Raw genomic sequence first — 25,540 nt, 5'->3', positions numbered from 1 at the left:
CGGCCCGCTTGCGAAGGGCTGATGGCCCGGAAGCCTCTGTCTGTCTGAACGAAACGTCACTTGCTAACCGTACCGGTTAACGGTGATAGCTGGCGGGCGGGCAGTTCGCGCCGCGAGAGAACGTCGTCCAACGAGGCCACGAACTCTGCCACGATGTCAGGCTGACTGAGGGGACCGGATTGGCCATGTCGAACGACCACCCGCAAGGACCGACCGGCGGCGATCCCTATCCGCCCTCGCCGTTCGAGCTGGAGCCCGCCACGGCCCATCCGCCGGTGAACGAGCCCACGCGCGCGGCCGACCCGCACGCCTATATCCAGCCCACGGCCGAGCCGCCTCCGGGCGCAGCGACGATCCCGGATCGCCCGGTGCCCCAAGCGACCCCCGACCATCCGACGACCCTGCGCGCCGCCGACGGCATTATGCGCCCGATCCAGGACGCGGAGGTCTTCTCCAGCGACCCGGCGACGATCATGGCGGTGTCGTCCCACATCAACGCCTACTTCAACCAGCCGCTGGACATCTTCCCCTTCTGGGAGACCGAGGGGAAGCCGGACCGCTTCCACGTCCTGTTCGCGCGCCAGATCGAGGAGCGCTTCCCGGTCGATGAGGACCTGCGCTCGCACATCCACGCCTATGGCCGGCGCGTCTTCCGGGCCCTGTGCGTCCACGTGGGCACCAAGCGGCTGTGCCAGCTGCTGGCCCTGATCGGCTTCGCCCTGCTGGCGACCCTGGGGCCCACCTGGTTCAGCCAGTGGACCGGCTCGCTGATCTCGGGCGCGGCGATCGCGGCGGGCGCCATGCTGGTCGCCGGCGGCCTCTGGTGGGGCGTCCAGCAGATCCTGTTCGTCCAGTACCGGTTCCGGCTGGAGAACGACTCCTACGAGCTGTCGCGCGAGATCGTGCAGCGGACGCGCGAGCTCCAGAACCTGTTCACCTCCGCCCGGGCCATGGCCGACCAGGCCGAGACCCAGTACCAGATGGACGGCAAGGGCTGGGGCCGCCGGTCCCACTATCTGACCCGCCTGACCATGTGGCTGGCCGCGCGGATGGAGTACCTCGAGAAGTACGTCCAGATGGAGCTGTGGCGGGTCCGCCGCGAGCGCTACTGGATGCGCTGGTTCGCCCGCTTCGTGACCCCGGCAGTCTTCCTGATCTGGCTGGCCGTCTTCCTGTTCGAGCCCGCCCCGGTTGAGGCCGGCTGGTTCCGGGGCCTGCAGGTCCTGGCCATCCTGCTGGGCGGCGCGGTCAGCACCCTGTCCTACTTCCTGTGGGCCACGCCGACGGCGGCGATCCAGGGCAAGCTGGGCGTCGAGGGCTGGGTCCGCTACGCCTCGCTGGACGTCGACGACGCCGTCGCCGACCAGGTCCGGCGCGACAAGGAACGGCTGGTCGAGTACCGGGCACTCACGCGGGGCCGATAGGCCTCAACCCGGCCGTAGCGACCGCTGGATCTCGCGGGCGTCATACGCCTCGGCGCGGTCGGGGCGCTGACCTCTGCCGAGCCGGACCTCCAGGGTGGTCGAGGTCGGGGACGGGCCGCTGAAGTTCAGGCCGACGCCGACGCTGGTCCCCGACGTGCGCCAGCCGCCGTAGTTGGACGAACCGTAGCCGACGCCGACGCTGGGCCGGACGCCGCCCGCGCTGTCGGGGCGGCCGTCGATGTAGCGCTGGGTCACCTCGAACCAGTCGTAGCCCTGATCGGTGGTCAGCTGGGCGGCGCGCAGCAGGGCGCGGTCGGCGACCGGGCCGGGGGCGCCGACGCCGTTGTAGGTGACGCGGTAGCGGTCGCTCTCGATCCGCTGTTCCGAGAAGCCCTGCCCGCCCGGACCCCGCTGGGGGCCATAGGGGGCGAGGCTGGCGCAGGCCGCGAGGGCGGCGGTCGAGGCCACGAGGGCGAGTGTGGTCAGGCGCTTCATGAGCGGGTCTCCCTTTGAAGAGAGAGCGTCACCGCAAGGGGATCGTTCCCGCAAGCCCCTATTGGGGCAGGCCTTTGGCCACCCCCATGGCCTCGGCGAGGCTGCGGAAGTCCTCGGGTGGCGGGGCGGAGATTGTCATGCGCCCGCCCTCGGGATGGGGGAAGTCCAGCGAGACGGCGTGGAGCATCAGGCGGGGCGCAGCGCGGCCTGCGGCCGTCAGGGCCCCGCCGTACTTGACGTCGCCGATCAGGGGCCGGCCGATGGAGGCCATATGGACCCGCAGCTGATGCATGCGGCCGGTGAAGGGCTCCAGCTCGACCAGGGCGCCGTCCTCGGACGAGGCCAGGGTGCGGTAGCGGCTCTGGGAGGCCTGGGCCCCGGGCGTCTCGAGGTCGGCGACCTTCATCCAGCTCTCGCGCCCGACCTCGACACGCAGCAGGGGCGTCTCGATGCGGCCGGACGGCGGCTGGGGGGCTTCGGACACGAGGGCGAGGTAGGTCTTGGTCAGCTTGCGGGCCTGGATGGCCTTGCCGAGGAAGCCGGCGGCGGGCTTGGTCTTCGCCGACAGGATGACGCCGGAGGTGTCCCGGTCCAGCCGGTGGACCAGCTCGGGCCGCTTGCCGTTCGAGCGGGCGAAGGCCCAGAGCAGGTCGTCCAGGGTATGGGCATGCCGCACCCCGCCCTGGCTGGTCAGGCCGCCGGGCTTGTTGATGGCGATGACGTGGGCGTCCTCATGGATGACCCAGGACCGCACGGCGGCGGTCTCTTCGGCGGTCAGGACGGGGGGCGGACGGGTTCTCACCCGCGGTCCCTAACCCATGGCGAGGGCGGCGTCAGCCCGTGATGGGCCGGCGCCTCACAGTTCGAGGCCGAAGACGTGTTGAATCAGGGACTTGTGGCGAAGACCTGATTCGCCCTGGCGCCTGCAGCCCCGCCGCCTTTGCACTCGAAAAATCCGAGTGCAAAAAGTGCAGAGCCTTGATTCGGAACGCCTTTTCGAAAACAATTTTGCACTCTTAAAGTCCGATGCGTTTCAGCGCAGGACGCCCTTCTTCGCCATGGTCCAGGCGTACCAGAGGAAGAAGAGGCAGCCGGCGAAGATGACCGCATGCATCACCGCCATGCCGTGGACGGCCGTCTTGTCCGGCGAGATGAAGTAGCCGTAGACGAGGCTCATCAGGAAGCCGAGCAGCGACACGACGAAGGCGGGAACGGCGAACCGGCTGCGGAACAGCAGCAGCACCGTACCGATCAGGGCGCCCCAGGTCCCGGCGAACCAGACGACGTACATCCATGCCGGATAGGCGTGCATGGCCGTGATCTGCGCCTCGGTCATGCCGGCCATACGATACCAGGCGTCGCCCATGGTCATGCTCATGGCGAAGTCGGTGGCGCCGTAGCCGTTCCATAGCAGGCCCAGAACGCCCACCAGCCACAGATGCCACGGCGTCTTCTTGATCTCGGCCATTGTTTTCCTCCCCAGGATTTTCGGCGAACCTGACATCAAGCGGGGGCGGGAACAATGAACAGTGATCAGTCAGGCGATCCGACGCGCCACGGCGGATCGAGGCGGTTGTCGCCCGCGAAATAGAGACACAGCCGATGGCCGTCGGGGTCGCGCAGCCAGGCCTCGCGCCACAGCCAGCTCTGGTCGACGGGACCGCTGTCGAAGATGATCCCCTCAGCCTTCAGGGCCTCGACCCGGGCGTCGAGGTCGGGGCATTCGAAATAGATCCCGGTCCCGTTGGACGTCATCGTCTCGGCGCGATGGATGGAGAAGGTCGCTCTCCCCGCCTCATCGCCGGGACAGGCGAAGCGCGCATAGTGGTCGGCCGAGACGATCAGGATCAGGCCGAGGCGCTGGTAGAAGGCGCGGCTGCGCGGGATATCCGCGACCTCGACGGTGACCTGATTGAGGTTCATTCGCCCCCCTGCCTCTCCGCCTGAATCCGTTCGCGCATCGCGGCCCAGCGTTCCAGACGCGCCTTGATCTTCTCTTCGTGACCCTCGCCCTTGGGCTTGTAGAAGACGCGACGCTCCATCTCGTCGGGGAAGAAGTTGGCGCCCGAGAAGCCTTCCTCGGTGTCGGGGTCGTACTGGTAGCCCTTGCCGTAGCCGAGTTGCTTCATGAGCTTGGTCGGGGCGTTGCGGATGTGTGCGGGGGGCATGAGGGAGCCGGTCTCGGCCGCGGCACGCTTCGCCGCCTTGAAGGCCTCATAGACGCCGACCGACTTGGGCGCGGTGGCGAGGTGAACCACTGCCTGGGCGAGAGCCAGTTCGCCCTCGGGGCTGCCGAGGAAGTCGTAGGTGTCCTTGGCCGCATTGGCGACCATGATGGACAGGGGGTCGGCCTCGCCGATGTCCTCGACCGCCATGCGCACGATGCGGCGGGCCAGATAGAGCGGGTCCTCGCCGCCGTTCAGCATCCGCGCCAGCCAGTAGAGGGCGGCGTCGGGGTCGGAGCCGCGCACCGACTTATGCAGGGCGGAAATGAGGTTGTAGTGCTCCTCGCGGCTCTTGTCGTAGGCCGGGGCGCGGCGCTGGAGGATGGCGGCCAGACCCTGGACGTCGAGGGAGACGTCGGCCGGCAGGGCGAACAGGGTCTCGGTCATGGTCAGCAGATAGCGGCCGTCGCCGTCGGCGAGAGCCAGCAGGGCGTGGCGCGCCTCGGGCGTCAGCGGCAGGGCCCGGTCCTCATGCGCCTCGGCCCGGACCAGAAGCTGATCGAGCGCCGCGTCGTCCAGCCGCTTGAGCACGAAGACCTGCGAGCGCGACAGCAGCGCCCCGTTCAGCTCGAACGAGGGGTTCTCGGTCGTGGCGCCGACGAGGGTGACCACCCCCTCCTCCACGAAGGGCAGGAAGCCGTCCTGCTGGGCGCGGTTGAAGCGGTGGATCTCGTCGACGAACAGCAGGGTCGACTGGCCCGCGAGGCGGCGCATCGTCGCCTGTTCGAAGGCCTTCTTCAGATCGGCGACGCCGGAAAAGACGGCCGAGATCTGCTGGAACTCATAGCCCGCCGCCTTCGCGAGAAGCCGGGCGATGGTCGTCTTGCCGGTGCCGGGCGGCCCCCAGAGGATCATGGAGCCCAGACGGCCCGCCTCGATCATCCGCCGGATCGGCCCGCCCTCGCCCAGCAGATGGTCCTGACCCACGACCTCATCGAGGGTGCGGGGGCGCAGGCGGTCGGCAAGCGGTGCGTCAGGCGGCAGGACGCCGGAGGCTTCGAACAGGTCGGACATGCCGCAGATGTAGGCGTTTCGGCTGAGGTTTTCACGCGTTAGAGTGGGGACAAGACACCGGAGACCTCCCATGGACCAGACCAAGGCGCCGCCGCCCCTGACCGGGGTCACCCCCTATCTGAGCATCGCCTCGCGCGGCGGGATGGCGGCGGTGGACTTCTATGCCCGCGCCTTCGGGGCAGTGGAGGTCCGGCGGATGGTGGCCGAGGACGGCGAGCGGCTGATTCACTCCCACCTGCAGATCAACGGCTGCAGCGTCATGCTGTCGGACGAGTTCCCGGAAATGGGCGGGCCGGTCGATGTGGTCCCGGCCTCGGTGACCATCCACCTTCAGGTCGACGACGCCGACGAATGGTGGAACCGGGCGGTGATCGCCGGCGCCGTGCCCCTGTTCCCGCTGTCGGACCAGTTCTGGGGCGACCGCTACGGCCAGGTGAAGGATCCGTTCGGCCATTGCTGGTCGATCGGGTCGCCGATCAAGGGCTAGACCCATGGCCTATACGCCGCCCGATCCGCCGGTGATGCCCTATCTGATGGTCCATGACGGACCGGGGGCGCTGGACTGGTACGGGCGCGCGTTCGGGGCCGAGGTGAAGGTCCGCTACGACATGGAGGACGGCCGGGTCGGCCACGCCATGATCGGGATCAACGGCGGCGACCTCTATCTGGCCGACGAGTTCCCGGAGGCGGTCGAGACCGTCGGGGCCTTGACGCCGAGGACACTGGGCGGGACGACGGTGACGATCTCTCTGGCCGTCGATGACGTGGACGCCTGGCTGGCCCGGGCGGTCGAGGCCGGAGCCGAGGTCATCCGCCCGGCCGTGGACGAGTTCTATGGCCGCCACGCCAAGTTGCGCGATCCGTATGGGCATGTCTGGTCGTTGTTAGGCCCGAAGAAGACCTAGCGGGCCCCCGCCTCGGTCGCCAGACGCCGGTCGAGGATACCTGTCGCCCGGGCCGCGTAGGCGCGGCAGGCGTTGGGGTCGATGAAGGGGTTGGGCGTCGCATTGGCTGCGCGGCCCGCCAGCTTCTCGACGCCGCCGGAGTTGTCCGGATGGGCCGAGATCAGGATGTCGCAATCCAGCTCCTCGATCCGCGCGATGGAGGCGCGCAGGGCGGCCGTCGCCTCCGGATGACCGGCATAGGTGAAGGGGGCGGCGGTGACGGCGTTCAGGCTCGAGGCGAAGACCACGCTGTGGCAGACGCCAGCCTCGCACGACGACCAGGTCCAGCTCGCGCTCCCCGGCGTGTGGCCGGGCGTGTGGACGGCGGTGACGGTGACGCCGCCGAGGGTCAGGGTCTCTCCATCCGCGATCGCGCGGGCGGTCGGGATGGCCGGGAAGGCCTCGATGTCGGTGGCCTGGGGGTCGGCGTCCAGCACATGGCCGGCGCGCAGGGCCTGCGCTCCCGCCGGGGCGGCGATCACCGTCGCGCCGCTATCGCGGGCCAGGGCGGCGATCCCGCCGGAGTGATCGTAATGGGCCTCGGTGTTCAGGATGTAGCGGACGTCCTGAAGGCGGAAGCCGAGCCGGGCGATATTGGCCTCGATGTCGCCGACGGCCTGGGGCACGGCGCCGTCGATCAGGATCAGCCCCTGACCGGTATCGATCAGGGCGATGCTGAGCCCCTGCGTCCCGACGAAATACGTATTGCCGAACACCTTCACCGGCGTCTGGGGGACCAGCCAGGCGGGGTTGGCCTTCAGGGGCCGGGTCAGGGGATCGTCGGCAGGGGCGCTGGCGGTGGCGGATTGGGCGGCGGCCGGCTCGGCGCCGCTGCAACCGATCGTGGCGAGGGCGGCGAGGACGAGGGCGCCGGGAGCGAGACGCCTCAACGGATCACGCCGGTGATGCGGCGGCCGTTGCGTTCGATGGTCAGCTGGGTCGGGCCGGTGATGGCCTGGACGTCGGCGACCGAGTTGATGGCATTGCCGTTGGCGGCGCGCAGGAAGTCGCCGCGACGCAGGCCCGGATTGCGGGCGGTCTCTCCAAAGCCGGTGACGATGACGCCCTTCAGGAAGGGGTCGCCGCCGAGGCTGTCGGCCAGGGCCGGGGTCAGGCTGGCGACCTTCAGACCCGCCAGGGGGCCGCGGGCGATCAGCGTGCCCTGATCCGGCGCCGTGTCGCCCGGCAGGGCCTGGATGCGGGCGTTGACGGTCATCGGGCGGCCGTCGCGCAGCAGGGCGACGGAGACGGTGTCGTTGGGATTGTGGGTGCCGACGCGGAAGTTCAGACCGCCCTGGTCGTTGACCTCCTGACCGCCGACGGAGGTGATCACATCGCCCTCCTGGATGCCGGCGCGGTCGCCGGGGCCGGTGGTCCAGACCTGGGTGACGACCAGACCCACCGGCCGGTCCATGCCGAGGCTGCGGGCGATGTCGGCCGAGACGCCCTCGCCCTTCACGCCCAGCCAGGGACGGACGACGCTGGTGGCGCCGCCGACGGCGCTGGCGATGACCCGCTTCACCATCGAGGCCGGGATGGCGAAGCCGACGCCGGACGAGGAGCCCGAGCGCGAGAAGATGGCGGTGTTGATGCCGATCACCTCGCCGTTCATGTCGACCAGCGGCCCGCCGGAGTTGCCCGGATTGATGGCCGCGTCGGTCTGGATGAAGGAGCCGGAATCCGAGATCCCCGTCTCGGTGCGGTTCAGGGCCGAGATGATGCCGTTCGTCACGGTCTGGCCCACGCCGAAGGGGTTGCCGATGGCCAGGACCAGGTCGCCGACCTGCTGTTCCTCGCGGTCATCGATGGGGAGAGTCGGCAGCTGTTCGGTGACGCCCTCGAGCTGGAGCACGGCCACATCGGCGCGCTCGTCGGCCAGCAGGACGTGGGCCGGATATTCGCGGCGGTCGTTGAGGACGACGCGGATCTGTTGCGCGCCCTCGATGACGTGGTTGTTGGTGACCACGATGCCGTCGGCGCGGACGATGACGCCGGAGCCGGCCGACTCGGCCATGCGCTGGGCCGGCATGCCGCGGAACATCTGGAAGAAGGGATCGACCTGCTGGACAGAGCGGGCCGAGATATTGACCACCGCCGGAGCGGCGCGACGCACCACGGGCGCGAAGCCGGCCTTCATCGACAGGGCGTCGGTGGGCACCGCGCGGGCGGCGGGCTCGGAGAAGGCGTCCTGCGTCGCCTCCTGGGCGTGAACGGCGACGGCGCCGAGCGAGAGGACAGCGGCGATGGCCATAGCGAGGACTGGGGTCGAGGCTTTCATCGGGACTTTCGAAGGCGGCGTCATTGACCGGCATTTCTCTCCGCCATTTCGGCGGGATGATGGCGCGTCAGGCCTCGGCCGTCGCCTCGGCCCGCTCGGCCTTGCGGGCCACGATCCAGCCGATCGCCGCCGCCGCCAGAAGCACCGCCCCGCCGAAATAGAAGGCCGCGCCCGGAAGCGACACGACCGTCATCGAATAGACCCAGCCGAAGAAGATCGGCGAGGCCACGCCGGCGATGGAGCCGACGCTGGAGTTGGCGCCCTGGAGCTGGCCCTGCTCGCTTTCGGAGACGCGGGCGGTCATCAGGGCCTGAAGCGTCGGCATGGCCAGACCCCACAGGGCGTTGGGCAGCATGGCGGCGATGAAGAACCAGCCGGTCGGCGCCCAGCCCATACAGGCCATGCCCACGGCCCCGGCGGTCAGGCCGAAGATCATCGCGGCGCGGTCGCCGATCTTCTTGACGATCCAGCCGGTCAGCAGGCCCTGCACCAGCATGTCCATGGCGCCCACGAGGGCCAGCAGGAAGCCGACCTCGCGCGGGCCCCAGCCGTAGCGGTAGGCCGCGTAGAGCACGAACACCGCCGAGAAGACGTGGTGGGCGAAGTAGAGGAGGAAGTTGACGATCGACAGACCCGAAAGCTCCGGATGGCGGAGCAGCAGGACCATGGCCCCGACCGGATTGGCGCGCTTCCAGCTGAACTTCATGCGCTTCTCGGGCGCGAGGCTCTCGGGCAGGACGATCAGGCCGTAGAGGAAGGCCACGCCTGACAGGCAGGCGGCGACCCAGAAGGGCGCGCGCGGGCCCAGCTCGCCGATGAAGCCGCCCAGCACGGGGCCCAGGACGAAGCCGCCCGAGAAGGCGGCGCCGACCAGGCCATAGGCGCGGGCGCGTTTCTCCGGCTCGGTTACGTCGGCCATATAGGCGAAGATGGTGGTGAAGCTGGACGAGGTGACGCCGGCGATCATCCGCCCGAGCGCCAGCCACCACAGGTCCGGCGCCACGGCCATCAGCACATAGTCGCAGGCCAGACCCACGCAGCTGAGCAGGATCACCGGGCGGCGGCCGTACTGGTCCGAGATGGAGCCGATCACCGGCGAGGCCAGGAACTGCATCCCGGCCCACAGGGCCACGAAGACGCCGTTGATGATCCCGGCCTGGGCGTTCGAGCCGACGAACTGCTCGATCAGGGTCGGCAGGACCGGGATGATGATCCCCATGGCCACGACGTCGAGGACGGCGGTCACGAAGATGAAGCCGATGGCGGCCTGATGGGAGCGGGCGAAGAGTTTCATTGCGCCCGGGGTTTAGCCGGGGATCGTAACGCCGTCACGTCAGCTTGCTGAACCTCCCCGCCTTCCACGCCATCCAGAGCACGACCGCCCCCACCAGGGTCCCCACGAACAGGGCCGGGAGCGAGGCCTCGGGACCGAAGGCGCCGCCGGTCAGATATTCGGCGACACCGGGGCGCGCCGTGCTGCGGGCGATGGAGGGACCGAAGTCGGTGCCCGAGACGGCCGCGCCGAACAGATAGCCCTGGGTGAAATTCCAGGCCGCATGGACGCCGACGGAGACCCACACGCGTCCGGTCAGGGCATAGAAGGCGGCCAACATGATACCGGCCTCGACCGCGATACAGACGGCCGCGAAGACAGTCGCGTTGGGATTGCCGAGGTGGCCGCCGCCGAACAGGACGGCCGAGGCGGCGAAGGCGATCCACGGCCCGAAGGCGCGCCAGACCAGACGCAGGATGACGGCGCGCAGCAGCAGCTCTTCCAGAACCCCCGACTCGATCGCGCTGCCAACGGACTTCCAGGCCGGGGCCGGACCGGTGAAGACGATGTCGTAGAAGCCGAAGACGGCCATGATCCCCATGACCGAGGCGAACATCAGGACGCCGATGACGAGGCCCCAGAACAGGCCGGGTAGCGCCGCCTTGAGCGCCAGTTCCGCCGGCGCCCTCGCCTCCCCGAACCAGACCAGGCCGGTGTAGACGCCGAGCGCGATCAGGGCGCAGACGGCGTTTGAGGCCACCTCGACAGGCCCCGTCTCGGGCAGGAAATGGTCCAGCACCGAATAGGGCATGCCGAAGGACAGGACGCAGAGGAAGCCGACCAGCACCATCCAGCCCAGGGCGCGCAACCAGCGCAGCATGCCCGGATGCAGGACGCGGCGGTCCCCCAGCGCGACCGGCACGCCCCAACGTTCGAAACTCATCACTCATCCCCCTCTGGAACAGAGGGACATCTGAAACGGTGAAGGTTGCGAAGGCAAGTTACGCTATTGCAATGCCTTTTCGCTGTCGACCAGATGGCCGTCGCCTGCGGGGACGGAGATGCCCAGCAGGCGACCCAGCAGGGGCTGGACGTCGACGCTGTCGAGATCGGTCAGGGTGCGGCCATGGGCGACGCCCGGGCCGTGGGCGATGAACAGGGCGGCCATCTCGAGCGCCTGGTTGTCATAGCCGTGGGCGCCGCCGGCCTGACGCATCGGCCGGGCCTTCGTCCCGAACACCCAGCCGATGTCGGCCGAACAGACGATGGCGGGGACGCGCGGGTTGGAGCCCAGCACGAACCGGGCGGGGATATGCGCCTTGTCCCAGCAGACGCCGTGATCGTGGCGCTTGACCAGGGCCGCCTGGACCTCGGCCTCATGCCCGGGAACCGGATCCAGATAGACGACGGGGCCCGCCGCGATGATCTGGACGGCCGAGAGGTCCACCAGATCGTCCAGCGCCATCACCCGGTCGGGCGAGGTGGCCGCCATCCCGTGGTCGGCGACGATGACCAGCACCGTATTGTCATAGAGCCCCCTCGCCTTCAGACCCTCGATCAGCCGGGCGATGGAGGCGTCGACGCTGGTCGCCGCGGCCATGGTTTCGGCTGCGTCAGGCCCGTTGCGGTGACCGGCCGAGTCGACGGCGTCGAAATACAGGGTGCCGAAGTCGGGACGCGGCGTCTGATCCATCCAGGCCAGCAGCTGGTCGACCCGGGCGTCGCCGGGCATGTCGTGATCGAACGCCTTCCAGTAGGTCGAATGCACGCCGTTGATCGTCGTCTCGGACCCCGGCCAGAACATAGTCGCCGTGGTCAGGCCCGCCTTGACCGCCGTGTCCCAGATGGGCTCGGCCTGATCCCAGAAGCCGGTTTCGGTGTTGGACATGCTGAACTTGCCCAGCACCGGATCGACGAAGCTGTTGCCGACGATGCCGTGGTGGTCGGGGTGCAGGCCGGTGACCAGCGTATAGTGGTTGGGGAAGGTCAGGCTGGGGAAAGACGGGCGCATCGGACCGGTCGCGCCGTCGGCGGCGAGGCCGCTGAGGGTCGGGGTCGCCCCGCGGGTCAGATAGTCATACCGGAAGCCGTCGATCGAGATCAGGATCACCAGCGGGCGCGCCGCCCGGGCGGTCGGCGCCGCTGCGACGGTCGAGGCCTGAGGAGTCGACGGGGCCGTCGCGCATCCGGTCATGACGAGCATCGCGCTCACGGAGGTGGCGGCGATCAGACGGGACAACATCAGGCGAACTCCACAGACGCATTCGGGGAAGGCAACATTGCCTAAGCTTAATCCGTAACGGTCTCGCGACGGCTTGCCGGACGAACACGGGCAGGCGAAGGTCGCCCCATGACCTCGGTGATCGAAACCCGCTCCCTGACCAAGACCTATGGCACGGTCCGCGCCCTCGACGGGCTTTCGCTGGAGATTCCCAAAGGCGGGGTCTACGGCGTTCTGGGCCCGAACGGGGCCGGCAAGTCGACCCTGTTCCGCATCCTTCTGGGCCTGATCCGGCCGACCGAAGGCCAGGCCATCGTCATGGGCGGGCCCATTGGCGACGTGAAGGCCTCGCGGCGCATGGGCTCGATGATCGAGACGCCGCGCTTCCCGCCCTTCATGACCGCGCGTCAGGTGCTGGTCTGGCTGTCGACCGCCCACGGGCTGAAGGCCGATAACAGCCGCGTGGACGCCTGGCTGGAGCGGGTCGGCCTGACCGGCGCCGCCGACCGCAAGGTGCGCGGCTTCTCGGTCGGCATGCTGCAGCGGCTGGGCGTGGCCATCGCCCTGATCACCGAACCCGAGCTGATCATCCTGGATGAACCGACCAGCGGCATGGACCCGCCCGGCATTCAGGAGATGCGCGCCCTGATCCGGTCGCTGTCGGACCACGAGGGCATCACCGTGGTCCTGGCCAGCCACCAGCTGCTGGAGGTCCAGCGCGTCTGCGACCGCGTGGCCATCATGAACAAGGGCAGGCTGGTGCGCGAAGGCTCGGTCAGCGAACTGACCACCAGCGGCGAACGCCTGCGCCTGTCGGTCAAGCCGTCAGAGAAGGTGCTCCAGGTGCTCGGCGCCAAGGGCTCGATGGAGGGTTCGGCCGTCATCGCCGCCATCCCGCGCGCCGAGGGCCCGGCCCTGCTCAAGGCCCTGATCGAACAGGGCGTGGACATCGACGAGGCCCGCTGGGTCGGCGCCGACCTCGAAAGCGTCTTCATGACCGAAACCGGTTCCGTCCAGATCCCGGAGGCCATCCAATGACCATGCTGGCGGACGCCCTCTTCTCCGAGGCCTATCGCTTCACCAAGAACCGGATGACGGTCTTCTGGAGCGTCATCTTCCTGCCGATCCTGCTGCTGGTCCTGGGCAGCGCCGGCCAGTTCTTCCTCAAGCAGAAGATGGCCCAGATCACCACGGAGCCGAACCTGCCGCCGGGCCTGCTGACGCAGGGGCCGCTGGACCTCGGACACTCGCTGGTCAAGCTGGCAGGCGACATCACCAACCCGATGCTGCTGCTGTTCGTCCTGATCGGGGCGGCGACCCTGTATGCCGGCGATTACCGCTGGGAGACCTGGCGGCTGACCTCGGCGCGCAACACCCGGGCCAACCTGATCCTCGGCAAGGTGGGGGTGGCCAAGCTGCTGACCCTCGCCGCGGTGATCGTCTTCCTGATCTTCGGCTTCATCGGCGAGCTGGTGAAGGGCGCGATCCACGGCCAGAGCTATATCTTCACCTTCGGCGCCAGGGAGGCGGGCCAGTTCGGCCTGCTGGCCCTGGCCGGCTATGTGCGGATCGTGCAGGTCGGCCTGATCGGTCTGCTGGCCGCCGTCATGAGCCGGTCGCTGCTGGCGACCCTGTTCGTGCCCCTGGTGGTTTCGATCGGCCAGTTCTTCCTGATGCAGGCCATGCCCCTGTTCGGCTGGGAAGGCACGGAATGGTACGCCCAGGCGGTCATCCCGGGTCTGGCCTCCGACAATCTGAAGAGCGCGATCATCGGCGGGGCCCAGTCCGCTGTGCCCGACGCCACGGTCTGGGCCGCGGCGATCAGCCTGATCGGCTGGTGCGTGGTCCTGCTGGTCGCGGCCATCGCCTGGTTCCAGCGGCAGGACCTGTCGAAGGAATAGACGCCTTCAGGGTGCGCGATGAGAGGGCGGCGGCGGACTGGCCGCGCCCTCGGCGACCAGCCAGTCGCGGAAGGCGTCGACGGCGGCGTCCTTGCGGCCCGCCGGGCGCAGGAAGACAAACTGCGACGGCCGCTCCGCGAAGCCGTAAGGGGCGACGAGACGGCCCGCCGTGACATCCGGGGCGACGAAGGCCCAGGGGGCGATGGCCACGCCCATGCCCGAGGCGGCGGCCTCGATCATCGAATGGTTATGAGCGAACTCCCGCATCAGGACGGCGGGCGGCAGGGCGACGCCGGTCAGGTCGCTCCAGACGCGCCAGCTCTCGGGGAAGGTCGTGGCATGCAGGCGCGGCAGGCGGGCGAAGGCCTCGGGCGGCAGCCGCTCGATCCCCGGCGCCCCGACCGGCCCCTGATACTGAACGAGAAAGGGCGTCGCCTCGGCCCGGCCCGCGGTCTGACCGGGGTTCAGGATACGCACGGCGCCGTCGAAGCGGTCGCGGGCGAAATCGACGGCCGCCCAGCTTTCGGAGAGCTTCACCCGCACCTCGGGATGGGCGTCGAGGAAGGCGGGCAGGCGCGGGATCAGCCACTTCAGGGCGAAGGTGCCGAGGCAGGAAATCTCGATCTCGCGATGGCTTCCCGCCCTGGCCGTGGCGACAGCGTCGTCGATAGCGGTGAAGGCGGGCGACAGGCTGCGGGCCAGGGTTTCGCCGGCTGGGGTCAGGACCAGACGGTGACGCGGGCCGGAGACGAGGACGACGCCGAGGCTGTCCTGCAGCGCCCTCACCTGCCGGCTGACCGCGCCGTGGGTGACGCAGAGCTCGGCGGCGGCCGGGGTCATGCCGCCGTGACGGGCGAAGGCCTCGAAGGCGCGCAGGGCATTGAGCGGCGGCGGGGCGGCCCGTTTCATGAGGTTGGGGTCATGTGATCTCAGCTCACAAGGATGAGCCGGTTTAATCGATTTTCGGTCCGGCGCAATTCGGGTTGAAGCTGATCGATGCCCCTCTTCGACAGAAACACCCCGCCGCCCCGCCGTACGCTCTGGGACAAGGTCCTGTACGGTCTGTGCGCCATCCTGATCTGGGCCGCCGCCCTGTGGCAGATCCTCACAGCGTGAAGGCCGCCCGGAAAGCAAAAGGGCGGCCCGGATAACCGGGCCGCCCTTTCGACAGATCAGCCGTGAGGCTGGATCCTATTCCTCGTCGCCTTCGACGGCGTAGACCGGACCGGAGTCCAGGCCCTTGGCGTCGACGTCGCGGTCGACGAACTCGATGACGGCCATCGGGGCGTTGTCGCCGTGGCGGAAGCCGGCCTTCATGATGCGGATATAGCCGCCGTTACGTTCGGCGTAGCGCGGGCCGATCGTTTCGAACAGCTTGCCGACCTGGGTCACGTCGCGGACGTGGCTGATGGCCTGACGGCGAGCGTGCAGGTCGCCCTTCTTGCCGAGCGTGACCAGCTTCTCGACGAAGGGGCGGAGCTCCTTGGCCTTCGGCAGGGTGGTCGTGATCTGCTCGTGCTTGATCAGCGACGCAGCCATGTTGGCGAACATCGCGGTCCGGTGGGCGCTCGTACGGCCGAGCTTGCGGTGGGCGGCGCCGTGGCGCATCGGGGTCTCTCCTACTCCGGCGACGGTATCCTGAATGAGGACCAGCCGCCGTATTCTTCATAACCGCCCCGTCAGTCCCATACTCGGGATTGGGCGGAGGGTTAAAAACTAGATCTGGTCGTCGAACTTCTTGGCCAGGTCTTCGATGTTTTCCGGGGGCCAGTTCGGCACGTCCATGCCGAGCGACAGACCCATGGAGGTGAGCACTTCCTTGATCTCGTTCAGCGACTTGCGGCCGAAGTTAGGGGTGCGAAGCATTTCGCCCTCGGTCTTCTGGATCAGGTCGCCGATGTAGACGATGTTGTCGTTCTTCAGGCAGTTGGCCGAACGCACCGACAGTTCCAGCTCGTCCACCTTCTTGAGGAGGGCCGGGTTGAAGGGCAGGTCGGGCTTGCCGTCCGTGGCTTCAACGGCCTTCTTCGGCTCATCGAAGGTGATGAAGATCTGCAGCTGGTCTTGCAGGATGCGCGAGGCGTAGGCCACAGCGTCAACCGGCGAGACGGCGCCGTTGGTTTCGACTTCCAGCACCAGCTTGTCATAGTCCAGCGACTGGCCCTGGCGGGTCGGCTCGACGCGATAGGCGACGCGCTTGACCGGCGAGTACAGGGCGTCGACGGCGATCAGGCCGATCGGGGCGTCTTCCGGACGGTTGAACTCCGAAGCGACATAGCCCTTGCCGTTCTGGACGGTCAGTTCCATGCGGATCGAAGCGCCGTCATCCAGGGTGCAGATGACGTGGTTCGGGTTCAGCACCTCGATGTCCGCGGGGACGTCGATCTGGCCGGCGGTGACGACGCCCGGACCGGTGGCCTTCAGCGTCATGCGCTTGGGGCCCTCGGCGTGCATGCGCAGCGCCAGTTGCTTGATGTTCAGAACGATGTCGACCACGTCCTCGCGCACGCCTTCCAGCGACGAGAATTCGTGAACGACGCCGTCGATCTGGATGGCGGTGACGGCGGCGCCTTGCAGCGACGACAGCAGGACGCGGCGGAGCGCGTTGCCGAGGGTCACGCCGAAGCCGCGTTCGAGAGGCTCGGCGACCAGGCGCGCCTTGCGCTGGGCGTCGGAGCCGAGTTCGATCTGCGGCTTCTCGGGACGGATCAGCTCTTGCCAGTTACGTTCGATCATAGGTGTCCCTCGAAACGAGTTTCGCGGGTTCCTCTCACCTCGTCAGGGAGGCGGAACCCGCGGAGAATGGGTCGGCGGCGGTTCGCTTAGACGCGGCGGCGCTTGGGCGGACGGCAACCGTTGTGCGGCATCGGGGTGACGTCGCGGATGGTGGTGATGGTCAGGCCCACCGACTGCAGGGCGCGGAGCGCGGACTCACGGCCGGAACCCGGACCCGAGACGTTGACTTCCAGCGTCTTGACGCCGTGTTCCTGGGCCTTCTTGCCCGCGTCTTCAGCAGCCATCTGGGCGGCGTAGGGGGTCGACTTACGCGAACCCTTGAAGCCCATGTGACCCGCCGACGACCACGAGATCGCGTTGCCCTGGGCATCGGTGATCGTGATCATGGTGTTGTTGAACGAAGCATTCACGTGGGCGACGCCCGAGGTGATGTTCTTGCGCTCGCGCTTCTTTACGCGACCCGGTTCCTTGGCCATCTGTCAGCTCTTACTTCTTCTTGCCGGCGATCGGCTTGGCGGGACCCTTGCGGGTGCGGGCGTTGGTGTGGGTGCGCTGACCGCGGACCGGCAGGCCCTTACGGTGACGCAGGCCGCGGTAGCAGGCCAGGTCCATCAGACGCTTGATGTTCATCGAGGTCTCGCGACGCAGGTCGCCCTCGACGGTGTAGTCGCGGTCAATGGTCTCACGGATCTGCAGGACTTCGGCGTCCGTCAGCTGGTTCACGCGGCGCGCGGGCTCGAGGCCCACCTTGGCGGTGATGTCCTTGGCGGCGGCCGGGCCGATGCCGTGAATATACTGCAGCGCGATTTCCACGCGCTTGTTGGTCGGAATATTGACGCCAGCGATACGGGCCACGAAGCTCTCCAGATACGCGTGATCGGACGCAACAAACGCTCCGGTCAACAGACCAGGAGCGTGGCGCCCTTCGCGGGAAGCGCGCCTTATACAGGTGATTCAGTTCGGGTCAACACCGGGAAGGGGTTTACGCATCGTTATCGTGCCAACCCTCCTCCGCACCGATCGGAGATCCGGGCGGGGTCGCGGGCGCATGATGCTTGTCTTCCAGCAGCTGATCCAGCCGGTCGCGGTCGCCGATCAGGGCGCCGAGCCAGCGGTCGTGGGCGCGCTGGACCGGATCGCCTGCGCGTGAGGCCTTCAGCTTCACGGCCAGCGCCTGCAAGCGCTCGTCGATGACGGCGGCCGAGGTGCTGGACAGGTCGTCGCCCTTGAGCAGGCCCGCGAGCGTCAGGACCGTCTGGGCCTGAACCCGGCGCGCGGGCTCGGCGAGGCGGCCGGTCGCCGGGGCGAAGGCGGCCGTGACGATAGTGTCGACGGTCTCGCCCAGACCCAGAGCCGCCGGATCGCGGCGGCCGGCGTCGGCGATGCGGTTGACCCGCTGGGGCGCGAACAGGGCGTCCAGCGTCACGTCGGCGGCGACATCGGCGGCCACGCCCGGATCGAAGGCCCGGCCGTTGAGGCCCTTGAACACCTCGATGTCGTTCTGGGGATCGCCGTCGCCCGACTGCTGGGCGGCCAGCAGGGCCAGCAGCGGCTCGGGCAGGTCGAGCTCGGCGGGGTTGAGGGTGCGGGCCAGGGCCGCGAGGGCCGCGCGCTGGACGTCGGCCGGGACGGCGGTCGCCGCCTCCTGCCCGCCGCCCGCGACCGGATAGGAGTAGTCGATGCCGCCCACCAGCTTGGACACCGCATCCACCTGGTACCGGTGATAGAGATAGATGGGGACCAGACGGCGACGCAGGTCGTTGACGGCGGCGCCCGCCGGCAGGTTGCGCAGGCCGAAGCGGTCGAGGGCGATGCGGCGGATCCTGAGGATGTGGTCCAGCTCGGCGACCGGATCCTCGCCATTGTCCCACAGGCTGCCCCAGGGCTGGGCGTCGCCGCCCACGCGGGCGTCGGCGTCATTGGCGAAGCGCAGGCGCGCCCTGCCCTCCTCCGCCTTCTTCTCCAGCGTGGCCTTGTCAGCGTCGGAATAGAGCCAGTCGATGGCGAAGTCGTCCCAGGCGCCCATCCCCACGCCATAGGCGTCCGAGAAGTCGAGCTGGTCGTCGACGGTGATGCCGATCTTCGGCACCGGATAATCCATCACCGAGGCGCGGCCCTGGGTGCTGGCCGCGAAATTGTGCTGCAGGCCGATGGCGTGGCCGACCTCGTGCGCGGCCAGCTGGCGAATACGGGCCAGGGCGATGCGCTGGGGGTCGTTGACGGAGCCGTCGCCGGTGTGGTCGGCGCCGACCAGTCCTTCGAAGATCAGCATGTCCTGACGGATGCGCAGGGAGCCGAGCAGGACTGAACCCTTGACGATCTCGCCGGTGCGCGGATCGACGACGCTCTGGCCGTAGGACCAGCTGCGGGTGGCGCGGTTGACCCAGTTGATGACGTTGTAGCGGGCGTCCAGCGGATCGGCGCCCTCGGGCATGACCTCGACCTTGAAGGCGTCGATATAGCCGGCGGCGTCGAAGGCCTGGGCCCACCAGCTCGCGCCCTCGACCAGGGCCGAGCGGATCGGCTCGGGCGCGGCGCGGTCGACATAGAAGACGATCGGCTTGACCACGGTGGAGCGCGCCGCGGTCGGATCGGTCTTCACCAGCCGGAAGCGGCTGGCCAGACGGTGGACCATGGCCTCGTTCAGAGGCGCGGAATAGTCGGTGACGTTGGTGGCGAAGGCGCCGGTGCGCGGATCGAACTCGCGCGGCTGATAGTCAGCGTCGGGCAGTTTGATGAAGCTGTGGTGGACGGTGAAGGTGGCCAGACGCGGCTCGGGCGCGATCTGGGACAGCTCGCGGCCGGGGCTGTCGACGCCGAAGGTGAGACGGGCCTCCATCTCCAGATTGTCGGGGAAGGATCTGGTCGCCGCCGGATCGACCATGGTCAGGTCGCTCATCGCCTTGAGCGAGCCCTGGCCCGTGGCCTTCAGGGTTTCGACGATACCCATGGCGTCGCGGGTCAGGAAGGCCGACAGATCGACCAGGACCGAGCCGTCCGGCCCGGTCGCGACCACGTCCCCGGCCCAGACGGTCGAGCCGACGAAGGCGTCGCGGGCGGCAGCCTGTTCCTCGGGCGAGCCGTGGGGGGCCTCGTATTTGGGGTTCTCGAACTCGGCGACGATCTTCTTGCCGATACGGCGGAAGGCCAGGATGTTGGTGGCGCCGATCTGGGCGCGGTCCAGACCGGTCACCGCCGAGCCGACGCCGGTGCGCAGGGCCGTGTGGTGGATGACCCGGGTCATGACGCCGTCGGCGCCGGGGGCCGGCAGCTGGACCAGCACCTTGCCGCCGTCCTGATCGACGAAGACCGGCAGCAAACCGTCCTGACGGGTCAAACCCTCGGTGGCCTCGGCGAAGGTCCTGGGGGCGGGATCAGCGGCAAAGGTGGGAGCTGCAGCGCCCGAGAGGGCCAATACCAGGGCGATCGCCGTCGCCGTCCGCCTGAACCCGTAAGCCATGCCTGCCCCCTGTTACGCTGCGGTGCGATAAGGCGGTGATTGGCAGGCGGGTGTCAACGCGGTGAAGTTCCGTCGGCGGAGCGTCGGCCGGGTCGTGGGGGCGCCTCAGGGAAATCTGAGAGTGACCACCACGGTTTGCCCCTCGACCGGCACGCCGTTCTCGGTCGGCGGCAGGAAGCGGAAGGCGGAGGTCAATGGCAGAGCGGCCTCGGCGAAGCCCTGTCCCGGCGGGGTCTCGCTGACAACCCGGCACTGGTCGAGCGTCTGATCCAGCCGGATCCGGCAGCGCACACCCACATCCCCACGTCCCCGAGCGCCGCGCGGCCGGGCCCGCCCGATGTCCCGCAGCGACGGCCCCCGGATGATGCGGGGCGCCATACGGTCGCCGACGCCGGGGCCATTGCCCGAGCCGATGCCTGTGCCCGAGCCCGTCCCCTGCCCGCCCAGACCCTGACCCGGCGTCGGGCCGGCCACGGGAGCGACGCCGACGATCAGATCAGGCTTGGGCGCCTGCTGGATCGGGGCCGGCGGCGGATCGGGGAGAGGCTTCTCGGGCGGCTTGGGCGTCACATGGACGCGCGAGGGGGTGGCGGGCGCGCCCCCGCCCTCGACGGGCGCGGTCTTTTCGGGCGGAGGTTCGGGCGGGCGGACCGGGGGGACCAGTTCGACGAAGATGGGCGGCAGGCCCGGCCCCGTCTGTTCGACGGGAACCTGTTCCAGCCCCACCAGGGCGAAAAGGCCGAGGTGCAGAACCACGACGCCGGACGCGACGAGGAGGTTGCGGCTCTTCTTCGGCGAGAGATGCGGGCGGGGCGGCGTCACGGCGTCGGGGTCATCCTGCAGAATGCTGAAGGACCCTAACGCATGACGCGGATGAACGTCGCCTGACGGCCGCCTGGGTGAGCCCTAGGCGTCGAGCGCCGCGTCGATACCCGTGGCGACGGCCTCGATGGAGCCCATGCCGTCGACCTCGGTCAGCAGACCCTTGTCGCCGTAGTAGGGCAGCAGGGGCGCGGTGTTGCGGTTATAGGCCTCGAGCCGGACCTTGAAGCTTTCCGGGTTGTCGTCCGGGCGGCCCTGGTCGGCGTAGCGTTTGGCGACCCGCTCCAGCAGGGCCGTGTCATCGACCTTGAGCCGGACGACGTGGTCGATCTGCTTGCCCAGCTTGGCCAGCATGGCGTCCAGCGCCTCGGCCTGGGCCACGGTGCGCGGGAAGCCGTCGAAGATGGCTCCGCCCGCGTCCTCGGCCTCTTTCAGCCGGGCCTCGATCAGGGCGATGACGATCTCGTCCGAGACCAGATCGCCGCGCGACATGATCGCCTGGCACTCCAGGCCCAGGGCCGAGCCCGAGGCGATGGCCTCGCGCAGCATGTCGCCGGTCGAGAGCTGCACCATGCCGCGGCCTTCGACGAGGCGTTTGGCTTGCGTGCCCTTGCCGGCGGCCGGCGGTCCGAACAGGATCAGGTTCAAAGCCGCCCTCCCAAGGCGATCACGTTCGGGCTCAGACAGCGCGACGCGCGATAGCCCCGAAACAAGTTGTTACCGGCGTACGGGAGTCGGGGCGCCACGTCCACCACGACCACGCAGCTTGGCCTTCTTGATCAGACCCTCGTACTGGTGCGCCAGCAGTTGGGACTGGATCTGGGCCACCGTGTCCATCGTCACCGAGACCACGATCAGCACCGAGGTGCCGCCGAAGTAGAGGCTCTGGCCGAAGTTGGCCGAGACGAACTCGGGCAGCAGGCAGACCAGGGTGATGTAGGCGGCGCCGATCACGGTCAGGCGGGTCAGGACATAGTCCAGATATTCCGCCGTACGCTTGCCCGGACGGATGCCCGGCAGGAAGCCGCCGTACTTGCGCAGGTTCTCGGCCGTGTCCTCGGGGTTGAAGGTGATCGAGGTGTAGAAGAAGCAGAAGAAGATGATCAGGGCCGCGTACAGCAGCATGAACAGCGGCTGGCCGTGGGTCAGCTGGGCGGTGACCATCGGCAGCCAGCTCAGCCAGTTCGGCAGGTCGGCGTTGACCAGCATGGTCGCGGCCGTCGACGGCAGCATCAGCAGGGACGAGGCGAAGATCGGCGGGATGACGCCGGCGGTGTTCACCTTCAGCGGCAGGAACGAGCGTTCGCCGCCCGACATGCGGTTGCCTTCCTGGCGCTTCGGATACTGGATCAGAAGGCGGCGCTGGGCGCGCTCCATGAAGACGATGAAGATGACGGTCGCCATGGCCATGACCATGATGAACAGCAGGGCGAAGGCCGACAGCTGACCCTGCTGGGCCAGGCCGAACAGCCGCACCACGGTGCCGGGCAGCACCGCCACGATACCGGCGAAGATGATCAGCGAGATGCCGTTGCCGACGCCGCGCGTGGTCACCTGCTCACCCAGCCACATCAGGAACATGGTGCCGCCGGTCAGGCAGGTCACGGTCGAGACGATGAAGAAGATGCCGGGCTGGTCGATCAGACCGGCCTGGGCGTTCAGGCCCGCCGCGATGCCCAGCGACTGGGCCAGGGCGAGGAAGACCGTCAGGTAGCGGGTGTACTGGTTCAGGGTCTTGCGGCCGCTCTCGCCGCCTTCCTTGCGCAGTTTTTCCCACGGCGGATACACCGTCCCCATCAGCTGGACGATGATCGACGCCGAGATGTAGGGCGTGACGTTCAGGGCGAAGACGGCCATCCGCTGAACGGCGCCGCCCGAGAACATGTTGAACATGTCCAGGATGCCGCGCTTGCCGTTCGGATCCTGGAAGAACTGCAGGAAGGCTTCGGAGTTGATCCCCGGGATCGGCACATAGGTGCCGATGCGGTAGACCAGAAGCGCCAGAAGCGTGAAGAGCAGCCGCTTGTGCAGGTCGGTCGCTTTCGCGAACGAGCCCATGTTCATATTGGCTGCGAGTTGTTCGGCGGCCGAAGCCATATGTCGTTACCCCGACTGATCAGAACGCGGCCAGACCGAGAGAGAATCCGGGGCCACAGTCCAGATAGGCGAAGGGCGGCCTCTTAGCGAGACCGCCCCTCAAGCTTTATTCGTTAGGCCTTGGCAGCCGTACGAGCGGTACGGGCCGAGATCTTGTTGGCGTCGCCACGCGGAGCCTTGGGAGCCGGAGCCTTGCCCTTGGCGGCGTTGCGCTTCTCGACGGCCGCGGCGGCCTTGGCTTCAGCAGCGATGCGCTCCTGAACGACCGAACCACCAGCAGCTTCGATAGCCTTGATCGCGCCGGCCGAGGCCGACCAGACGACCAGGTTCAGCTTGGCCTTGATCTCGCCGGTGCCCAGGATGCGGACGCCGTCCTTGACGCGGCGGATGACGCCGGCGGCAACCAGGGCGTCGCCCTTGATCTCACCCTTGACGTCCAGCTTGCCGGCGTCGATCGCGTCTTGCAGGCGCCACAGGTTCACTTCGGCCAGCTTCAGAGCGTTGGCGTTGTTGAAGCCGCGCTTCGGCATACGCATGTACAGCGGCATCTGGCCGCCTTCGAAGCCGCCGATGGCGACGCCCGAACGCGACTTCTGACCCTTGACGCCGCGACCGGCGGTCTTGCCCTTGCCCGAGCCCGGACCGCGGCCGACGCGCATGCGCTTCTTGTGGGCGCCCTGGTTGTCGCGGATTTCGTTCAGTTTCATGTGCCTGATCCTTTCGGGTTCTAGCGCCCGCTGCAGCAGCGGACTCGGCTGTTTCGATTTTTACGGCGGGGCCGGACGGATCCGGACCCGAAACTCAAGGTCGCGCGCTATAGCGGCTCCCCGGACAGCAGTAAAGGCGACTCTTGCGGAGCCGCCCCTTGCCGGTCGTTCTGGACGACCCGCCCTCCCCTTTCGGGAAGGGCGATAGACGTTCGTCTTACTTTTCGACGATCTCGGTCAGGTGGGCGACCTTGGCGATCATCCCACGAACCGAGGGGGTGTCTTCCAGCGTGGACTCGCGGCCCATGCGGTTCAGACCCAGGCCCACCAGGGTGGCGCGCTGGTCGTTCTTGCGGCGGATCGGCGAACCGGTCTGCTTGACGGTGACGGTTTTCTTCTCGGCCATGACTTAGGACTCCACGGCTTCGGCGGTCTCGGCGGGAGCCGAGGCGCCGTCGTTGCGGCGGCCCATCAGGTCAGCGACCTTCTTGCCACGCTTCGAAGCGACCTGACGCGGCGACGACTGGACCTTGAGGGCCTCGAACGTCGCACGGATCATGTTGTAGGGGTTCGACGAACCGCTCGACTTGGCCACGACGTCATGGACGCCGAGGGTTTCGAGGACGGCGCGCATCGGACCACCCGCGATGACGCCGGTCCCGGGAGGGGCAGCGCGCATCATGATCTTGCCGGCGCCCCAACGGCCTTGACCGTCGTGGTGCAGGGTGCGGTTCTCGCGGAGCGGAACGCGGATCATGGTCTTCTTGGCTTCTTCGGTCGCCTTGCGGATGGCTTCCGGCACTTCGCGCGCCTTGCCGTGACCGAAGCCGACGCGGCCCTTGCCGTCGCCGACCACCATCAGGGCCGCGAACGAGAACCGGCGACCGCCTTTGACGGTAGCGGCGACGCGGTTGATGTGGACCAGCTTCTCGACGATGTCCGAATCCGGACCGTCGACGACAGGAGCGTTGCGGTTGTCGCGACGGTCGCCACGGCGTTCGCCGCCTTGTCCGCCACGTTGGGGTTGTTGCGCCATCTGTCGCGTCCCTTAGAAGTTCAGGCCGGCTTCACGCGCGGCATCAGCCAGCGCCTTCACCCGTCCGTGATAGATGTAACCGCCGCGGTCGAAGACGACGTCGGTGACGCCCTTTTCGATGGCGCGTTCAGCGACCAGCTTGCCGATCTTGGCGGCAGCCTCGACGTTGGAGCCGCTGGCGCCCTTGCCGCCTTCCAGCGACGAGGCAGCGACCACGGTGACGCCGTTGGCGTCGTCGATGATCTGGGCCGAGATGTTCTTGTCCGAGCGGTAGACCGACAGGCGCAGGCGACCGTTGGCCACAGCCTTGAGGCGGCGGCGGTTGCGTTCGGTGCGGCGCTTGGCTTGTTGTTGCAGAGAAAGAGCCATGACTTACTTCTTCTTGCCTTCCTTGCGACGGACCTTTTCGCCGGCGTAGCGGACGCCCTTGCCCTTGTAGGGCTCCGGCGGACGCAGCTTGCGAATGTTGGCCGCCAGTTCGCCGACGACTTGCTTGTCAGCGCCCTGGATGCTGATTTCGGTCTGCTTGGGCACCACGAAGGTCACGCCTTCGGGAGCCACGATGTCGACTTCGTGCGAGAAGCCGAGCTGCAGCGACAGGTCCTTGCCCTTCAGGGCGGCGCGGTAACCGACGCCGACCAGCTCGAGCTTGCGCTCGAAGCCGTCGGTGACGCCGGTGACCATGTTGTCGACCAAGGTGCGCGACAGACCCCACATCGCGCGAGCGCGCTGGGTGTCCACCTTGAGGCCGAGCGAGAGGCCGGCTTCATCCTGGGTGACTTCGATCTCGTCGGCGACGGTCCAGGAGCGTTCGCCCTTGGGACCCTTGACGGTGACGGATTGGCCGTTGAGCGTGACAGTCACGCCCTTGGGCACTGCGATGAGACGTTTTCCGATACGGGACATC

29 protein-coding genes are annotated in these 25,540 nt (G+C 68.2%); 5 read left to right on the top strand and 24 right to left on the bottom strand.

What is annotated here, in order from left to right; all coding sequences use genetic code 11:
* Window positions 1-185: 185 nt before the first annotated feature.
* On the top strand, window positions 186-1,424 hold the full coding sequence (locus AC1ROD_RS17315; RefSeq protein ID WP_492949496.1) for a hypothetical protein: 1,239 nt from the start codon (window positions 186-188) through the stop codon (window positions 1,422-1,424).
* A gap of 3 nt (window positions 1,425-1,427) precedes the next feature.
* On the opposite strand, the gene AC1ROD_RS17310 is transcribed toward AC1ROD_RS17315, so the two are convergent.
* The 5 genes from AC1ROD_RS17310 to AC1ROD_RS17290 all read right to left on the bottom strand — a co-directional run bounded on the left by AC1ROD_RS17310 (window position 1,428) and on the right by AC1ROD_RS17290 (window position 5,158).
* Window positions 1,428-1,919 carry a CC0125/CC1285 family lipoprotein gene (locus AC1ROD_RS17310; protein ID WP_492949495.1) on the bottom strand — a complete coding sequence of 164 codons (492 nt, stop codon included), beginning with the start codon at window positions 1,917-1,919 and terminating at the stop codon, window positions 1,428-1,430.
* A gap of 58 nt (window positions 1,920-1,977) precedes the next feature.
* On the bottom strand, window positions 1,978-2,721 hold the full coding sequence (locus AC1ROD_RS17305; RefSeq protein ID WP_492949494.1) for an RluA family pseudouridine synthase: 744 nt from the start codon (window positions 2,719-2,721) through the stop codon (window positions 1,978-1,980).
* A 231-nt stretch (window positions 2,722-2,952) separates the two neighbouring features.
* Window positions 2,953-3,387: a hypothetical protein gene (locus AC1ROD_RS17300; protein ID WP_492949493.1), complete on the bottom strand. Its 435-nt coding sequence runs from the start codon at window positions 3,385-3,387 to the stop codon at window positions 2,953-2,955.
* A gap of 65 nt (window positions 3,388-3,452) precedes the next feature.
* Window positions 3,453-3,842: a VOC family protein gene (locus tag AC1ROD_RS17295; protein ID WP_492949492.1), complete on the bottom strand. Its 390-nt coding sequence runs from the start codon at window positions 3,840-3,842 to the stop codon at window positions 3,453-3,455.
* Entirely contained in the window at window positions 3,839-5,158 is a 1,320-nt protein-coding gene (locus tag AC1ROD_RS17290) for a replication-associated recombination protein A (protein WP_492949491.1), read from the bottom strand. The genes AC1ROD_RS17295 and AC1ROD_RS17290 overlap by 4 nt, the downstream gene beginning before the upstream one ends.
* 70 nt (window positions 5,159-5,228) lie before the next feature.
* On the opposite strand from AC1ROD_RS17290, the gene AC1ROD_RS17285 reads away from it, so the two are divergent.
* Window positions 5,229-5,645 carry a VOC family protein gene (locus AC1ROD_RS17285; protein WP_492949490.1) on the top strand — a complete coding sequence of 139 codons (417 nt, stop codon included), beginning with the start codon at window positions 5,229-5,231 and terminating at the stop codon, window positions 5,643-5,645.
* 4 nt (window positions 5,646-5,649) lie between these two features.
* Window positions 5,650-6,063 (top strand): VOC family protein, encoded by a 414-nt coding sequence (locus AC1ROD_RS17280; RefSeq protein WP_492949489.1) that lies wholly within the window; start codon window positions 5,650-5,652, stop codon window positions 6,061-6,063.
* Here AC1ROD_RS17280 and bla read toward each other — a convergent pair.
* From bla to AC1ROD_RS17255, 5 genes are all read right to left on the bottom strand, one after another.
* Entirely contained in the window at window positions 6,060-6,992 is a 933-nt protein-coding gene (gene bla, locus AC1ROD_RS17275) for a subclass B3 metallo-beta-lactamase (RefSeq protein WP_492949488.1), read from the bottom strand. The genes AC1ROD_RS17280 and bla overlap by 4 nt on opposite strands.
* The gene (locus tag AC1ROD_RS17270; RefSeq protein WP_492949487.1) at window positions 6,989-8,380 is read right to left on the bottom strand and encodes a trypsin-like peptidase domain-containing protein; all 1,392 of its coding nucleotides are present in this window, start codon (window positions 8,378-8,380) and stop codon (window positions 6,989-6,991) included. The genes bla and AC1ROD_RS17270 overlap by 4 nt, the downstream gene beginning before the upstream one ends.
* Window positions 8,381-8,447: 67 nt before the next feature.
* The gene (locus tag AC1ROD_RS17265) at window positions 8,448-9,674 is read right to left on the bottom strand and encodes a TCR/Tet family MFS transporter (RefSeq protein WP_492949486.1); all 1,227 of its coding nucleotides are present in this window, start codon (window positions 9,672-9,674) and stop codon (window positions 8,448-8,450) included.
* Between the two features lie 34 nt (window positions 9,675-9,708).
* A complete protein-coding gene (locus AC1ROD_RS17260) occupies window positions 9,709-10,596 on the bottom strand; it encodes a CPBP family intramembrane glutamic endopeptidase (protein ID WP_492949485.1) in 888 nt (295 codons plus the stop codon).
* Window positions 10,597-10,659: 63 nt separating this feature from the next.
* Entirely contained in the window at window positions 10,660-11,895 is a 1,236-nt protein-coding gene (locus tag AC1ROD_RS17255; RefSeq protein ID WP_492949484.1) for an alkaline phosphatase family protein, read from the bottom strand.
* Window positions 11,896-12,003: 108 nt separating this feature from the next.
* Between AC1ROD_RS17255 and AC1ROD_RS17250 the strand changes: the two genes are divergently transcribed.
* Together AC1ROD_RS17250 and AC1ROD_RS17245 are read left to right on the top strand one after the other, a co-directional pair.
* Window positions 12,004-12,912: an ABC transporter ATP-binding protein gene (locus tag AC1ROD_RS17250; protein ID WP_492949483.1), complete on the top strand. Its 909-nt coding sequence runs from the start codon at window positions 12,004-12,006 to the stop codon at window positions 12,910-12,912.
* Window positions 12,909-13,775 carry a hypothetical protein gene (locus AC1ROD_RS17245; protein ID WP_492949482.1) on the top strand — a complete coding sequence of 289 codons (867 nt, stop codon included), beginning with the start codon at window positions 12,909-12,911 and terminating at the stop codon, window positions 13,773-13,775. The genes AC1ROD_RS17250 and AC1ROD_RS17245 overlap by 4 nt, the downstream gene beginning before the upstream one ends.
* A gap of 6 nt (window positions 13,776-13,781) precedes the next feature.
* On the opposite strand, the gene AC1ROD_RS17240 is transcribed toward AC1ROD_RS17245, so the two are convergent.
* The 14 genes from AC1ROD_RS17240 to rplF all read right to left on the bottom strand — a co-directional run bounded on the left by AC1ROD_RS17240 (window position 13,782) and on the right by rplF (window position 25,539).
* The gene (locus AC1ROD_RS17240) at window positions 13,782-14,684 is read right to left on the bottom strand and encodes a LysR substrate-binding domain-containing protein (RefSeq protein ID WP_492949481.1); all 903 of its coding nucleotides are present in this window, start codon (window positions 14,682-14,684) and stop codon (window positions 13,782-13,784) included.
* Window positions 14,685-14,966: 282 nt separating this feature from the next.
* A complete protein-coding gene (rplQ, locus tag AC1ROD_RS17235) occupies window positions 14,967-15,383 on the bottom strand; it encodes a 50S ribosomal protein L17 (RefSeq protein WP_207870922.1) in 417 nt (138 codons plus the stop codon).
* A 108-nt stretch (window positions 15,384-15,491) separates the two neighbouring features.
* Window positions 15,492-16,511 carry a DNA-directed RNA polymerase subunit alpha gene (locus AC1ROD_RS17230; RefSeq protein ID WP_207870921.1) on the bottom strand — a complete coding sequence of 340 codons (1,020 nt, stop codon included), beginning with the start codon at window positions 16,509-16,511 and terminating at the stop codon, window positions 15,492-15,494.
* Between the two features lie 86 nt (window positions 16,512-16,597).
* On the bottom strand, window positions 16,598-16,987 hold the full coding sequence (rpsK, locus tag AC1ROD_RS17225; protein ID WP_013268944.1) for a 30S ribosomal protein S11: 390 nt from the start codon (window positions 16,985-16,987) through the stop codon (window positions 16,598-16,600).
* Window positions 16,988-16,997: 10 nt separating this feature from the next.
* Complete coding sequence (gene rpsM, locus AC1ROD_RS17220; protein WP_207870920.1) at window positions 16,998-17,366, bottom strand: 30S ribosomal protein S13; 369 nt, start codon at window positions 17,364-17,366, stop codon at window positions 16,998-17,000.
* Window positions 17,367-17,493: 127 nt separating this feature from the next.
* Window positions 17,494-19,971 carry a zinc-dependent metalloprotease gene (locus tag AC1ROD_RS17215; protein WP_492949480.1) on the bottom strand — a complete coding sequence of 826 codons (2,478 nt, stop codon included), beginning with the start codon at window positions 19,969-19,971 and terminating at the stop codon, window positions 17,494-17,496.
* 105 nt (window positions 19,972-20,076) lie between these two features.
* Window positions 20,077-20,793 (bottom strand): energy transducer TonB, encoded by a 717-nt coding sequence (locus AC1ROD_RS17210; protein WP_492949479.1) that lies wholly within the window; start codon window positions 20,791-20,793, stop codon window positions 20,077-20,079.
* An 84-nt stretch (window positions 20,794-20,877) separates the two neighbouring features.
* Window positions 20,878-21,441, bottom strand: coding sequence for an adenylate kinase (locus AC1ROD_RS17205; protein WP_492949478.1), 564 nt, complete (start codon window positions 21,439-21,441; stop codon window positions 20,878-20,880).
* 69 nt (window positions 21,442-21,510) lie between these two features.
* Complete coding sequence (gene secY, locus AC1ROD_RS17200; protein WP_492949477.1) at window positions 21,511-22,890, bottom strand: preprotein translocase subunit SecY; 1,380 nt, start codon at window positions 22,888-22,890, stop codon at window positions 21,511-21,513.
* A 113-nt stretch (window positions 22,891-23,003) separates the two neighbouring features.
* Window positions 23,004-23,597 (bottom strand): 50S ribosomal protein L15, encoded by a 594-nt coding sequence (rplO, locus tag AC1ROD_RS17195; protein WP_492949476.1) that lies wholly within the window; start codon window positions 23,595-23,597, stop codon window positions 23,004-23,006.
* A 217-nt stretch (window positions 23,598-23,814) separates the two neighbouring features.
* Window positions 23,815-24,003, bottom strand: a complete 189-nt coding sequence (rpmD, locus tag AC1ROD_RS17190; RefSeq protein ID WP_428149009.1) for a 50S ribosomal protein L30 — start codon at window positions 24,001-24,003, stop codon at window positions 23,815-23,817.
* A 3-nt stretch (window positions 24,004-24,006) separates the two neighbouring features.
* Complete coding sequence (rpsE, locus tag AC1ROD_RS17185; protein WP_492949475.1) at window positions 24,007-24,633, bottom strand: 30S ribosomal protein S5; 627 nt, start codon at window positions 24,631-24,633, stop codon at window positions 24,007-24,009.
* Window positions 24,634-24,645: 12 nt separating this feature from the next.
* Complete coding sequence (gene rplR / locus AC1ROD_RS17180; RefSeq protein WP_207870913.1) at window positions 24,646-25,002, bottom strand: 50S ribosomal protein L18; 357 nt, start codon at window positions 25,000-25,002, stop codon at window positions 24,646-24,648.
* A gap of 3 nt (window positions 25,003-25,005) precedes the next feature.
* Entirely contained in the window at window positions 25,006-25,539 is a 534-nt protein-coding gene (gene rplF, locus AC1ROD_RS17175) for a 50S ribosomal protein L6 (protein WP_492949474.1), read from the bottom strand.
* Window position 25,540: the final 1 nt, after the last annotated feature.

It is taken from the genome of Brevundimonas sp. GW821-FHT12E07, from assembly GCF_058807035.1.
Note: the sequence above shows the minus strand (reverse complement) of the source record. Positions and strands in the feature narration are given on the sequence as shown.